General features: G+C 65.3%; 8 protein-coding genes. 2 read left to right on the plus strand and 6 right to left on the minus strand.

Features of this window, described 5'->3' with window-relative positions; genetic code table 11:
- Positions 1–166: 166 nt before the first annotated feature.
- The gene (locus ACXJMY_RS10385) at positions 167–1,825 is read right to left on the minus strand and encodes a flavin-containing monooxygenase (RefSeq protein ID WP_456619227.1); all 1,659 of its coding nucleotides are present in this window, start codon (positions 1,823–1,825) and stop codon (positions 167–169) included.
- Positions 1,826–2,084: 259 nt separating this feature from the next.
- Between ACXJMY_RS10385 and ACXJMY_RS10390 the strand changes: the two genes are divergently transcribed.
- Together ACXJMY_RS10390 and ACXJMY_RS10395 are read left to right on the plus strand one after the other, a co-directional pair.
- Complete coding sequence (locus ACXJMY_RS10390) at positions 2,085–3,218, plus strand: nitronate monooxygenase (RefSeq protein WP_456619228.1); 1,134 nt, start codon at positions 2,085–2,087, stop codon at positions 3,216–3,218.
- A 116-nt stretch (positions 3,219–3,334) separates the two neighbouring features.
- On the plus strand, positions 3,335–4,852 hold the full coding sequence (locus ACXJMY_RS10395; protein ID WP_456619229.1) for an acetyl-CoA acetyltransferase: 1,518 nt from the start codon (positions 3,335–3,337) through the stop codon (positions 4,850–4,852).
- A gap of 128 nt (positions 4,853–4,980) precedes the next feature.
- On the opposite strand, the gene ACXJMY_RS10400 is transcribed toward ACXJMY_RS10395, so the two are convergent.
- The 5 genes from ACXJMY_RS10400 to otnI all read right to left on the minus strand — a co-directional run bounded on the left by ACXJMY_RS10400 (position 4,981) and on the right by otnI (position 13,610).
- The gene (locus ACXJMY_RS10400; protein ID WP_456619230.1) at positions 4,981–6,183 is read right to left on the minus strand and encodes an efflux RND transporter periplasmic adaptor subunit; all 1,203 of its coding nucleotides are present in this window, start codon (positions 6,181–6,183) and stop codon (positions 4,981–4,983) included.
- Positions 6,170–9,349: an efflux RND transporter permease subunit gene (locus tag ACXJMY_RS10405; RefSeq protein ID WP_456619231.1), complete on the minus strand. Its 3,180-nt coding sequence runs from the start codon at positions 9,347–9,349 to the stop codon at positions 6,170–6,172. The genes ACXJMY_RS10400 and ACXJMY_RS10405 overlap by 14 nt, the downstream gene beginning before the upstream one ends.
- Positions 9,350–9,691: 342 nt before the next feature.
- Complete coding sequence (locus ACXJMY_RS10410; RefSeq protein WP_456619232.1) at positions 9,692–11,383, minus strand: methyl-accepting chemotaxis protein; 1,692 nt, start codon at positions 11,381–11,383, stop codon at positions 9,692–9,694.
- A gap of 170 nt (positions 11,384–11,553) precedes the next feature.
- Positions 11,554–12,831 (minus strand): 3-oxo-tetronate kinase, encoded by a 1,278-nt coding sequence (gene otnK, locus ACXJMY_RS10415; protein WP_456619233.1) that lies wholly within the window; start codon positions 12,829–12,831, stop codon positions 11,554–11,556.
- On the minus strand, positions 12,828–13,610 hold the full coding sequence (gene otnI / locus ACXJMY_RS10420) for a 2-oxo-tetronate isomerase (protein WP_456619234.1): 783 nt from the start codon (positions 13,608–13,610) through the stop codon (positions 12,828–12,830). Before otnI ends, otnK begins: the two co-directional genes overlap by 4 nt.
- Positions 13,611–13,618: the final 8 nt, after the last annotated feature.

Raw genomic sequence — 13,618 nt, forward strand, 5'->3', positions numbered from 1 at the left:
GCACTCTCCATTCCAGATAGTCATTCCGCGCCTGCGCGCGTTCGTTGTAGTGGAGGTGGCTTACCGAACAATTACAGTTCGCCGGATCGATACGCCGAAATGTTGAGCGCCCGCACACCGGATTGTTTCCGGATGTTTCCGGACTGGGGTCGGCCGCGCCGGCGAGCTAGCGCGTCACCATCCTGCGCGGCTGCGTTACGGCTTCCATCACGAACCCCTCGTATCCCTTCGCCGCAACCTCGTCGCAAATCCGCCGATAGACGCCGACGCCGCCGATATACGGCATGAAGATGCGCGGCTTGCCGGGGATGTTGGCACCCATGTACCAGGAATTGGCCTGCGGATAGAGCGTGCCGTGGGCGACCTCGTTGACATGGGCAACCCATTTCTCCTCGGCCTCGCGGCCCGCCTCCATCGTCGCAAGCCCGTGCTTGCGCATATGGGCGAGGCCATCGGCGATCCAGTCGACATGCTGCTCGATCGACACGATCATGTTCGACAGCACCGACGGGCTGCCGGGCCCGGTGATGATGAAGAGGTTGGGAAAGCCGGCGCTCATCAGGCCGAGATAGGTCTTGGGGCCTTCGGCCCATTTCTGGTTCAGCGTCTGCCCGTTGCGGCCGCGAATGTCGATCCTGGCGACCGATCCGGTCATGGCGTCGAAGCCCGTCGCCAGCACCAGCGCGTCGACCTCGTGATCGGTGCCTGCGACACGCACGGCGTTCGCAGTGATCTCCTCGATCGGATTGGTCTTGATATCGACCAATGAGACATTCGGCCGGTTGAAGGTCGCGAAGTAATCGGTGTCGATGCAGATGCGCTTGGTGCCGATCGGATGGCTGTCCGGCTGGAGCAGCTTTGCGGTATCAGGGTTTTTGACGATCTCGGCGATCTTGCCGCGCACGAAGTTTGCCGCGGTGTCGTTCGCGGTGCGGTCGAGACCGAGATTGTTGTAGACATACATGAAGGTGAGACCGCCGCGCTCCCAGCGCGCCGAATATTTGCCATGCCTGATGTCGTCGCCATCGTCGAGCGCGCCGCGATCGGGCGGCTCGGCATAGATGCCGTTGCGCGCGACTTCGCGGGCGAAGCGCCGGACTTCCGGATAGTTCTTGCGGAACGCCTCGCGCTCCTCCTCGGTCAGCACGGCATTGCGGGCGGGGACCGAAAAGTTCGCGGTGCGCTGGAAGACGGTGAGATGCTTTGCCTGCTCGGCAATGATGGGCGCCGACTGGATGCCGGACGATCCGGTGCCGATCAGGCCAACGCGCAGGCCCGTGAAGTCGACCGGCTCATGCGGCCAGTTGCCGGTGTGGTAGACAGGGCCTTCGAAATTCTCGAGACCCCTGATGTCGAGCTTGCGCGCGTTCGACAGGCAGCCGGTGGCGAGCACGACGAATTTGGCTTCGACTGTCTTGCCGTCGGAGGTCGTCACCGACCAGGTGTTGGTGCGTTCGTCGAACGCGGCGCGCTCGACGCGGGTGTCGAACCGGATGTCGCGGCGCAGATCGAAACGGTCGGCGACGTGGTTGGCGTATTTCAAGATCTCTGCTTGCGGCGCGTAGCGCTCGCTCCAGTCCCATTCCTGCTGGAGCTCTTCCGAGAACGAGTAGGAGTACTGCATGCTCTCGACGTCGCAGCGCGCGCCGGGATAGCGATTCCAGTACCAGGTGCCGCCGACGCCACTGCCCTGCTCATAGACGCGCGCCGAGAAACCGAGCCCGCGCAGGCGATGCAGCATGTACATGCCGGCAAAGCCCGCGCCGACGACGACCACGTCACAGGCTTCCGCGGTTTGACCCGGGCTCGATTGCGCTGGCGACATCGGTTGACACTCCCTGGTCGTTTTCTGTTGTTGTGAGCAGCATTCTCTCGACCTCGCGAAAGCGCAAGAGGCTTATCGGCATCTGCTGCTCTGCTTATTTTGCGCGACGGAATGGCCGCCGCGTGACGCCTGCACGCAAGATGCGCAGCCAAATCCGGCTTGGCATCGCGGGTGGCGATGGGCTAGCGTCGAACGGCCTTCGCCCAAGGAAGCAACAAAGCAACAACAGCAACGCGAAAGCCGCTGCCGGGAGAGAGCCATGAAATCGCCGATCTGCGACATGCTGGGCATCGAGTTCCCGCTGCTCGCCTTCAGCCATTGCCGCGACGTCGTCGCCGCCGTCAGCCGCGCCGGCGGCTTTGGCGTGCTCGGCGCCACCGCCCACACGCCGGAGACTCTCGAACGCGAGCTGACATGGATCGACGCGCACATCGACGGCAAGCCTTACGGCGTCGACGTGCTGATCCCCGAAAACATCTCGACCGCGGGCGAGAAGGACGTCACCTGGAAAAGCCTGGAGGCGCGCGTGCCGCAGGCGCACCGCGACTACACGCGCGATCTGCTGAAGAAATACGACATCGAGCTGACCGCGACCAGCGTTGCCGACAACCAGCCGCAACCGTTCGACGCCAGGACGGCGCTGGAGCTGCTCGAGGTCTCCTTTCGCCATCCGATCCGCCTGATCGCCAATGCGCTGGGCGTGCCGCCGAAAGCGATGATCGAGATGGGCAGGACCCACGGCGTGCCGGTTGCGGCCCTCGTCGGCGCCAAGGAGCACGCGCTGCGCCAGGTCGCGGCCGGCGTCGACATCCTCGTGGTGCAAGGCACCGAAGCCGGCGGCCATTGCGGCGAGGTCTCGACCATGGTGCTGGTGCCGGAGGTGATCAAGGCGATCAAGAAGATCCGCGACGTGCCGGTGTTGGCGGCCGGCGGCATCATGACGGGACGGCAAATGGCGGCCTGCATGGCGATGGGCGCGGCCGGCGCCTGGACCGGCTCGGTGTGGCTGGCGACCGTCGAGGCCGAGACCACGGAGATCTTTCGCGAGAAGATGATCGCGGCCTCCTCGCGCGACGCGATCCGCTCCAAGGGCCGCACCGGAAAGCCGGCGCGGCAGCTCCGCTCGGTCTGGACCGATGCCTGGGACCGTGCACCGGAGAGCCCGGGCGCGCTGCCGATGCCGCTTCAGAGCATCATCAGCCGCGACGCCTTCAATTCGATCGACCGCGCGGCCGCGGCCGGCAACGCCAAAGCGCGCGATCTCGTCAGCTACTTTGTGGGCCAGGGCGTCGGGCTGATCGACAGCGTGAAGTCGGCAGGCGCGGTGGTGCAGGAGTTCAAGGAAGAGTTTGCGGAGGCCGTCGAGCACATGAATGCGCTGATGGCGGAGTAGTTGCCTGCGCCGTCATTGCGAGCGGAAGCGAAGCAATCCAGAATCTTTCCGCGGAGACAGTCTGGATTGCTTCGCTTCGCTCGCAATGACGACAGCTAATATCGTGAATTGAGGCCATGACAGACAAGTCCACCCTTCCCCCAGACCGCATCCCCGTCATCGTCGGCATCGGCGAGATCATCGACCGGCCCAAGGACATCACCGAGGGCCTCGAGCCGCTCGACCTGCTGGAGCAGGCGCTGCGGCGCGCCGAGCAGGATGCCGGCGCAAGGCTGCTCGGCGAGGTGCAGTCGCTCGACGTCGTCAACTTCCTGAGCTGGCGCTACCGCGATCCGGAAAAGCTTCTGGCGCAGCGCCTCGGCATTGCGCCTTCACACTGCTATTACGGCCCGGTCGGCGGCGAGAGCCCGATCCGCTATATCCACGAGGCCGCAAAGCGCATCGCGCGCGGCGAATGCAGCGTCGCCGCGGTGTGCGGCGCGGAGGCGCAATCGACGGCGACCAAGGCGGAGCGCACTGGGACAAAGCTGCCGTGGACGCCGTTCGCCCATGATGTCGAGGAGCCGAAGCGCGGTGCGGCGTTCCAGAAACCGCTCGCCGTCAAGCTCGGCGTGTTCCGGCCCGTGACCGTCTATCCGTTCTACGAAGCGGCCTCGTCCGCGCATTGGGGCCAGACACCGAGCGAGGCGATGGCCGAGTCGGGCACGCTCTGGTCGCGCTACTCGGAGGCGGCCGCGCAAAACCCGAATGCCTGGCTGAAGCGGCGCTATGCGCCTGACGAGATCACGACGCCGACCGCGGACAACCGGCTGATCGCGTGGCCCTACAACAAGCTGATGGTCGCCAATCCCAGCGTCAACATGGGCGGCGCGCTGCTGCTCACCAGCCTTGCCAAGGCGCGGGCGGCCGGGATCGCGGAGGACAGACTGGTGTATCCGCTGGGTGGCGCCTCGGCGGAGGAGCCGCGCGACTATCTGCTGCGCGACCAGTTTTATGAGAGCCATCCGCAGAATGCCGTCTTGAAGGCCGTGATGGATCTCGCCGGCGGCGACGGCAGAAAGTTCGAGGCGATCGAGCTCTACAGCTGCTTTCCCTGCGTGCCCAAGATGGCGCGGCGGACATTGGGGCTCGGACCCGATGTGCAGCCGACGGTGACCGGCGGGCTCACTTTCTTCGGCGCCCCGCTCAACACCTACATGACGCATGCGGCCTGCGCGATGGTGCGGCGCCTGCGCGATGGCGCTAAGCTCGGCCTGCTCTACGGCCAGGGCGGCTTCGTCACCAAGCACCACGCGCTGGTGGTGTCGAAGACGCCGCCGCGCGAGGCGCTGGCGCAGGAGACGAGTGTGCAGGCCGTCGCCGACCGCAACAAGCGCGCGGTACCGGAGTTCGTCGCCGAGGTGAGCGGCAAAGGCAAGGTCGAGAGCTTTACCGTGCTCTACGGCCGCGGCGGCGACGTCGAGCACGGTGTGGTCATGCTGCGCACGGCGGATGACCGCCGGACGCTGGCGCGGATTCCGGCGAGCGACGGCGCGACGCTGGCGCATCTGCTGGATATGGATCGCACGCCGGTGGACTCGCTGGGCGAGATCACGATGACGGCCGACGGCGTGCCGGAGTGGCGGCTGGCTTAGCTCTCGTAGGGTGGGTTAGCGAAGCGTAACCCACCCTGCTTCAGAAAATGCGGGACAAAGTTGGTGGGTTACGCCCGGCAACTGCGCTTCGCGCAGTCGCAGGGCTAACCCACCCTACAACGTCAGCTTCAGCCCTTCGGCGCCTGCGTCTCCGAGGCGGTCGTCGGCTTGCCCTTGGCTCCGGCACCGACCACGCGCACCGGGTCGCCATTGGACAGACCGTCCGCCGGTGCGGTGATGACGCGGTCGTCGGGCGCGATGCCCGAGGCGAGCTCGATTTCCTTGCCAAGATCGCGCGCGATCGTCACGGTCTTGAACAACACCTTGTCGTCCGCGCCGACGGTCGCGACCCTGAGGCCGCTGCCGTTGAAGATCAGGGCGCTCGCGGGAATGCTGAGCGGCGCGGAATCGCGCTGCAAATTGAGCTTCACGCTGGCATAGCCGCCAGGCATCAGCTCGCCGCTGGAATTGTCGAGCCCGAGCTGCATGCGCGTGGTGCCCGAAGCGACGTCGACGGCCTGCGAGGAGGCCTCCACCGTCGCCTGGAAGGTCCGGTTCGGGTACTCCGGCAACACGATGGTGGCCTTGGCGCCGAGCTTGATCGCCGGCACGTAGTTCTGCGGCACGTTGACGTAGACGCGCAGCTTGGTGATGTCGGAAACCACGAACATCGCCGGACCCGAGCCACCGCCGGCGTTGATCAGCGCACCGACGTCGGTATCGCGCGCCGTGACCACGCCATCGAAGGGAACGGTGATCTTCTTGTAGCCGGCCAGCGCTTCCAGCCGCTCGACATTGGCCTGGCCCGAATGGACGGCGGCGTTCTTGTTGGAGAGATCGGCGGTGCGCTCGTCGATCTCCTGCGCGGAGACGAAGTTGGAAGCGACCAGCGTCTTGCGCCGGTTCAGCGTTGCTTCCGACAGCCTCGCGCTGGCCTGCTGGCTGGCAAGATCGGCACGGGCCTGAAGCAGTTGCTGGTCGAGGTCGGGCGCCTCGATCTCGGCGATCACCTGCCCCGCCTTGACGCGCGCGCCCATGTCGGCGCTCCAGCTCTTCAGATAGCCGGAGACGCGGGCGAAGATGGGTGCGCGGTAGTAAGCCTCCAGCCGGCCCGGCAGGTCGAGTGTGGCGTTGAGGGATTTTGCGTTGGGCAGGGTCACCGCGACGCTCGGAACGGCCTGATCGTCGGTCCACTCCTTCAGCTTGGAGCCCTGCTCCTCGCGGGCGCGAATCCCGGTGCCCACGACGAGGCCTGCCGCAATGACCGCCACCACGCCGACGATGCCCAGTTTCCGGCGCGACACCGGTGAGCGGGATTCAGTGGGCGACATGCGGAGTCTCCGATGCGGCGGCGGCTTTGGCGCCTTGTGTCTTGTGTACCATACTGAACACCACGGGAACAAACATCAGCGTGGCAAACGTTGCAAAGATCAGGCCGCCGATCACGGCGCGGCCGAGTGGCGCATTCTGCTCACCACCCTCGCCCAGCCCCAGCGCCATCGGCGCCATGCCGATGATCATGGCAAGCGCCGTCATCAGCACCGGGCGGAACCGGACGAAGCCGGCCTCGAGCGCCGCCGCAATGGGGTCGCCGAGCTCCTCATAACGCTCGCGGGCGAAAGAGATCACCAGCACGCTGTTGGCGGTGGCAACGCCCATGCACATGATGGCGCCGGTCAGCGCCGGCACCGACAGCGTCGTCTCGGTCGCGAACAGCATCCAGACGATGCCGGCGAGCGCGGCCGGCAACGCCGTGATGATCACGAACGGATCGGACCAGGACTGGAAGTTGACGACGATCAGGAAGTAGATCAGCACGACCGCCCCGAGCAGGCCGAACAACAGGCCGGTAAAGGCGCTGTTCATGGTCTGCACCTGGCCGAGCAGCACCACGGAGGAGCCTTTCGGCACCTCCTTGGCGGTGTCGGCGATCACCTGGCGGATGTCGTTCGCGACCGCGCCGAGATCGCGGCCCGAGGTCGTGGCGAAAACCTGCACCAGCGACTGGATGTCGTATTGCGACACCACCGCGCTCGAGGTCGATCGCTTGATGTCGGCGATGCCGCCGAGGATCGGCGATTGCGAATTGCTGGCGGCCGTGATCGGCAGCGTCTGGAGCGCGCTGAGCGAGTCGATCTGGTATTGCGGCGTCTGCATCACGATCGAATAGGACACGCCGTTGTCCGGGTTGAGATAGTAGGTCGGCGCGACCTGCGAGGAGCCGGCGAGATTGACCACGAGGCTGTTGGTGACGTCGCGCTCGGTCAGGCCGACATATTGCGCACGGGTGCGGTCGACGTCGATGTTGAAGGTCGGGTTGTTCGGCGACTGCTGGATGCGCGCGTCGGCCACGCCGGGAATCCGCCGCACCTTTGCCAGCAGCGCGTTGGCGTAGGCAAAGTTGGCGTTGATATTGGCGCCGCGGATCTGGAGGTCGATCGGCGCCGGCGCGCCGAAGTTCAGGATCTGGCTGACGATGTCGGCCGGCAGGAAGGCGAAGCTGACGCCGGGGAACAGCCGCGGCAATTGCTCGCGCAGCACCCGCACATGCTCCTCGGTCGGCTTGTGGCCTTCCTTCAGCTTGATCTGGATGTCACCGTCCTGCGGGCCGATCACGCCGGTGTTGTTGTAGGTCATGTTGATGCCGGAGATCGGCATGCCGATATTGTCGGTGAGCGTCTCGATCTCGCCGGGGATCAGCTTGCGGATCGCCTTCTGCACGTCGGCGAGCTGGTTGGCGGTCTCCTCGACGCGGGTGCCGACCTGGGTGCGGACATGCATCAGGATGTTGCCGGCATCGACCGCGGGGAAGAAGTTGCGCCCGAGGAACGGCACCAGCGCAAAGGACGCGCCGACCACGCAGAGGAAGCCGATCACGAACACCGCGCGGTGCGCCAGCGCAAGGCCCAGCAGATTGTGGTAACCGCCGCGAATGAACTCGAACCGTTTCTCGAAGCCGCGCTGGAACCAGACAAACGGATTGCGTGACTTCGGCCGCGCGCCCTCGTGATGGACATGCGCCTTGAGCAGATAGTTCGCCATGGTCGGCACCAGGGTGCGCGACAGGATGAACGACCAGATCATCGCGAACATCACCGCTTCCGCCATCGGCACGAACAGGAAGCGCGCGACACCGGTGAGGAAGAACATCGGCACGAACACGATGCAGATACAGAGCAGCGAGACGAAGGCCGGCGTCACGATCTGGTTGGCGCCATCGAGGATCGACTGCTCGACCGGCTTGCCCTGCTCGAGATGGTAGTTGATGTTCTCGATGGTCACGGTGGCGTCGTCGAYGAGGATGCCGACCGCGAGCGCCAATCCGCCGAGCGTCATGATGTTCAGCGTCTCGCCGATCGCCGACAGCATGATGATGGCGCCGAGCACCGAGAGCGGGATCGAGACCGCGATGATGACGGTCGAGCGCCAGCTGCCGAGGAACAGCAGGATCATGACGCTGGTGAGCAGCGCCGCGATCACGCCCTCGAAGGCGACGCCTTGAATCGCGCCGCGGACGAACACCGACTGGTCGCCGATGAAGCCGATCTTCAGCGCTTCGGGCATCTGATCCTTGACGTCGATCACCTTCTGCTTGATGCCGGCGATGATATCGAGCGTCGAGGTCGCGCCCGCCTTCAGGACCATCATCAGCACCGAGCGGTTGCCGTCGACATGGACGATGTTGGTCTGCGGCGGATTGCCGTCTCTGACGGTTGCGACGTCGCGCACATAGACCATCGCGCCGTTGACGGTCTTGATCGGCAGATTGCCGAGCTCGTCCATCTTGAGCGGCGAGTTGTTGAGCTGGATGTTGTATTCGAACGCGCCGATCTTCTGGGTGCCGACCGGCGTGATCAGATTTTGGGCCGCGAGCGCGTTGGCGACGTCCTGACCGGAGAGACCGCGGGCCTGGAGCGCGGTCGGGTCGAGGTCGATCTGGACCTGGCGCTGCTTGCCGCCAAACGGATAGGGAATCGCCGCACCGGGCACTGTGACGAGCGGGGTACGCAGATTATTGATGCCGATGTCGGCGAGGTTCTGTTCGGTCAGCCCCTCGCCCGACAGCGCCACCTGGATGATCGGCACCGTCGAGGCCGAGTAGTTCAGGATCAAAGGCGGCGTCGCGCCCGGCGGCATCTGCTTCAACAGCGTCTGCGAGATCGCGGTGACCTGGGCGTTGGCGGTACGGATGTCGACATTGGGCTGGAAGAAGATCTTGATGATGCCAAAGCCGTTATAGGAGTTGGCCGTAATGTGCTCGATGTCGTTGACGGTGGTCGTCAGCGCCCGCTGGAACGGCGTGGTGATGCGCCCCGACATCTGGTCCGGCGGCAGGCCGGTGTACTGCCAGACCACACCGATCACGGGAATGCGGATGTCCGGAAAGATGTCGGTCGGCGTCCGTAGCGCCGCGAGCGGTCCGATGATCAGAAGCAGAAGCGCGAGCACGACGAAAGTATAGGGCCGGCTCAGGGCAATACGGACCAGAGCTATCATGCGCCAGGCAAATCCAGGTCAGGCGAGGAAACGGAATCCGCCCCCGTGGGGATCCTCTTTCCCCTTTACCCGAGCACCGCCGACAGCGCCAACGCCAAGCGACAGCGCGCTCTTCACTTCCGTGCTACCGCGCTGCGGAATAAGCATCGCAGCTATGCGAGGGGAAGGCTGCTCGTTTTATATGCGGTGTCGTCCTGGCGAAAGCCAGGACCCATTACCCCAGAACGCGGTTGTGGCGTGAGAGTGGTAACCACCAGTCTTCGCAAAACTTCTCCCTGTGGATATGGGTCCCGTATCTGCGCGCGCTTTAGGCGCGCTTGTCCGGGACGACGTTGGGGAGGCTTACGCCGCGCGGACGTTGGTCAGGAACTTGCTGACTTCGGTCTTCAGCCGGCCGGAGTCGTTCGACAGCATCTGCGCCGCCGACAGCACCTGCGAGGACGCCGTGCCGGTCTCGGTGGCGCCGCGCTGCACGTCGGTGATGTTGGAGGAGACCTGCTGGGTGCCCTGGGCTGCCTGCTGCACGTTGCGGGCGATCTCCTGGGTCGCTGCGCCCTGCTCTTCCACCGCGGCCGCAATCGCCGAGGAGATTTCCGACAGGCGTTCGATGGTCGAGGAGATTTCCTTGATCGCGCCGACCGAGTCGTTGGTCGCGGCCTGGATGCCCGAGATCTGCTGGCCGATCTCGCCGGTCGCTTTCGCGGTCTGCTCGGCCAGCGCCTTCACCTCGGACGCCACCACGGCGAAGCCGCGGCCGGCTTCACCGGCGCGCGCCGCCTCGATGGTCGCGTTCAGCGCCAAGAGGTTGGTCTGGCCGGCGATGGTGTTGATCAGCTCAACGACGTCGCCGATGCGGGACGCCGCCTTGGACAACTCGCTGACGCGCTCGGTGGTGGCGCGCGCCTGGCCGACGGCATCGCCCGCCATCCGCGCCGATTCCTGCACCTGGCGGCTGATCTCGCCGACCGAGGAGGCCATCTCCTCCGTCGCCGAGGCAACCGACTGCACGTTGGTGGAGGCTTCTTCCGAAGCCGCCGCGACCGTGGTCGCCAGCCGCTGCGAGCGATCTGCGGTCGAGGTCAGCGTCGAGGCGGAGGCCTCCAACTGGGTCGAAGCCGACGACACGGTCTGGACGATCTCGCCGATCATCGTTTCGAACTCACGGGTGATGTTGTCGACACGGCGGCCGCGCTCGATCTTGGCTTCGGCGTCGTGCGCGGCGGCTTCGTCGGCCGCCTTCTTGGCGATCAGCGCTTCCTTGAACACCTGGAGCACGTCGGCCATGGCGCCAATCTCGGTCTTCTCGCCCTGGTGCGGGACTTTGGCGGTCAGGTCGCCCTTGCCCAGCGCCTGCATCGGCTCGATGATGGAGTTGATGCCGCTGGAGACGTCGCGCACCAGATAGAAGCCGACGCCGATGCCGACCACGACGGCGGAGCCGAGGATGATCGAGACCAGCATGAAGGCGTAGTAGTAGCTGTCGGCCGCGTCCTGGGCCGCCTGGTTGGCGCCCTTGTTGTTGAGCTCGATGTCCTTGGTCAGGACCTCGTCCGCCTGAAGACCGATCTTGTTCACGGTCTTGGTGTTCAGTTCCTGCGCCTCATGTGGGACCTTGCCGGCCTCCTTGCGCGACAGCGCGAAGACCTCTTCGGTCCCCTTCTTGTACTGGTCCCAGAGCTTGACCCAGTCGTTGTAGAGCCCGCGCTCCTCCGGCGAGGTGATCATGGGCTCGTAGGCGACGCGGGACTTGGCGAGCGCCTCGATGACGGTGCCGGCCGTCTTTTCGTTGGCGAGCTTGTCCTCGAGGGTCTCGGACAGCATGTGCTGGCGCACCACGTTGCGGTAGGTAATGACGCTGGCGCGGAGCTCGCCGAGCACCCGCACGCTGGGCATCCAGCTCGTGGTGATGTCGGTGGTGTTGGCGTTCATCGACCGCATCTTCATGACGGCGAGCAGGCCCATACCGGTCATCGCGACCAGCAGGAACGCCACGACACTGATGATCTTGGCGCGAATGGAGATGGTGGCGAGCATAATAAATGTCTCTTTGTGCTGGCGCGGCGGCGCGTCCGGACGTTTTACGAATCAACCAAAGGGAGCAGCGCCGACATCAGACACCAGAGCACCTGAGCAGATGTTAACTACGACTCCGTACGAGTACGGAAGCCGAAACAAATGAACATGGCGCTAAGAACGCTCTGCGCTCAGCGCATGAGCCCAAGCGCATCCGTGAAAAATTCCGCGCCACCGAAATTTCCGGACTTCAAGGCGAGCAACATCTCGCCTTTCGCGACGCCGACCGCACGCAGGACCGGGACGCCCGCGGCAATTTCCACTCCTACGAGAAATCCAGGAATCTTCAACCGATCAACCACGGCGCCGGATGTCTCGCCGCCGGCAACGATCAGGCGCTTGATGCCGGCCTGCACCAGGCCCTCGGCGATATCGGCCATCGCCTGCTCGATGGCGTGACCGGCCGCGTCGCGGCCGTGACGCGCCTGGAGCGCTGCGACCTGATCCGGCGTCGAGCTCGATGCGATCAGGACCGGACCTTCGGTGAGCCGCGGCCTGGCCCAGTCCAGCGCGCGCTGCGCCTCGTGCCCGCCCGTAATAATACGGTCCGGGTCGAGATGAAGCACCGGCATGACGCGTTCGGCATTGGCGATCTGCTGGAGCGTCGCCTGCGAGCAGCTTCCGGCCAGGCAAGCCGCCGGTCCGCCGACCGCTGCCCCCGCCTCGCTGCTTGCCGCTGTCGATTTGACCTTGCCTGTCGACACCAGCGCCCGCGCCAGCCCAAGACCCATGCCGGAGGCGCCGACAGACAGCCGGTGCTCGGCAGCAACGAGCCCGATGGTTTCGAGGTCGCGGTCGAACACGGCATCGATGATGGCGGCGCCAATGCCCTTGGCCGATAGTTCCGCAAGACGCGCCCGCACCGCCTCCGCTCCGCGGGTGACGGTCGCAAGATCCACGAGGCCGATTGGCATCTTGCTCTGGCGCGCGAGCACGCGCACCAGGCTGGAATCACGCATCGGGTTGAGCGGATGGTCCTTGAGCGGGCTCTCGTTCAGCGGCACGGCGCCGACGAACAGATTGCCCTGGTAGACGGTGCGGCCGGTCTCCGGGAAGGCCGGCGTCACCAGCACGACGGCCTCGCCGCAATCGGCACGCAGTGCGTCCATCACCGGGCCGATATTGCCGGCATCGGTGGAATCGAAGGTCGAGCAGATCTTGAACAGCACGTGGCCCGCGCCGCGGCCACGCAGCCATTTCTCCGCCGCGCGCGAACGCGACACGGCAAGGCCGGCCTCGATCGAGCGGCTCTTCAGCGACACCACGACGGCATCGACCTCGGGCAGCGCAAGATCGTCCGCAGGCACGCCGATGGTCTGCACGGTGCGCAGGCCCGCGCGCGTCAGCGTGTTGGCGAGATCGGAGGCGCCGGTGTAGTCGTCGGCGATACAGCCCAACGCAAGTGTCACGGCTTCACTCCCGCATAGGGCCTGAACCAGGCAAGGCCGTCGGTGGTCTTGCCGCGCGGATTGTATTCGCAGCCGACGAAGCCGGCATAGCCGAGCCGGTCGAGCTCGGCGAACAGGAACGGATAGTTCAGCTCCTCGCCGTCGGGCTCGTTGCGCGAGGGAACGCTGGCGATCTGGATGTGGCCGATGATCGGCATCATCTCGCGCAGCCGCATGGTGACGTCGCCATGAATGATCTGGCAGTGATAGATGTCGAACTGGAGCTTCAGGTTCGGAAGCCTCAACTCCTGGATCAGGTCACGCGCGAAGCCGAAATCGTTGAGGAAGTAGCCGGGCACGTTGCGCGCATTGATCGGCTCGAGCACGATGTCGATGCCGTGCGGCGCGAAGAATTCCGCAGCCCACGCCACCGATTTGTAGAAGGCCTCGATCGCGACGCGCTCGCCGCGGTTGGCGATGCCGGCCATCAGGTGCAGCCGCTTGACGCCGGTGGCCTTGGCGTAAGGTAGCGCGGTCTCGAGGCTCGCCTTGAGATCGGCAAAGCGCGCCGGCAACGCCGCAAAGCCCTTCTCGCCGGCATTCCAGTCGCCCGGCGGCAGGTTGAACAGCGCCTGGGTCAGGCCGTTGCGCTTGAGCCGCTCGCCGACCGCCTCAGCCGGATGCTCGTAGGGAAAGAGAAATTCGACCGCGGTGAAGCCGGCTGCCGCGGCGGCATCGAAGCGGTCGAGGAATGGCACCTCGGTGAACATCATCGAGAGGTTGGCGGCGAAACGGGGCATTGGAAATC

It is taken from the genome of Bradyrhizobium sp. P5_C12 (assembly GCF_054049735.1).

Coding starts and splice junctions, on each gene's coding strand:
- ACXJMY_RS10385 (WP_456619227.1), bottom strand. CDS start 1,825: ATGTCGCCAGCGCAATCGAGCCCGGGTCAAACCGCGGAAGCCTGTGAC.
- ACXJMY_RS10390 (WP_456619228.1), top strand. CDS start 2,085: ATGAAATCGCCGATCTGCGACATGCTGGGCATCGAGTTCCCGCTGCTC.
- ACXJMY_RS10395 (WP_456619229.1), top strand. CDS start 3,335: ATGACAGACAAGTCCACCCTTCCCCCAGACCGCATCCCCGTCATCGTC.
- ACXJMY_RS10400 (WP_456619230.1), bottom strand. CDS start 6,183: ATGTCGCCCACTGAATCCCGCTCACCGGTGTCGCGCCGGAAACTGGGC.
- ACXJMY_RS10410 (WP_456619232.1), bottom strand. CDS start 11,383: ATGCTCGCCACCATCTCCATTCGCGCCAAGATCATCAGTGTCGTGGCG.
- otnI (WP_456619234.1), bottom strand. CDS start 13,610: ATGCCCCGTTTCGCCGCCAACCTCTCGATGATGTTCACCGAGGTGCCA.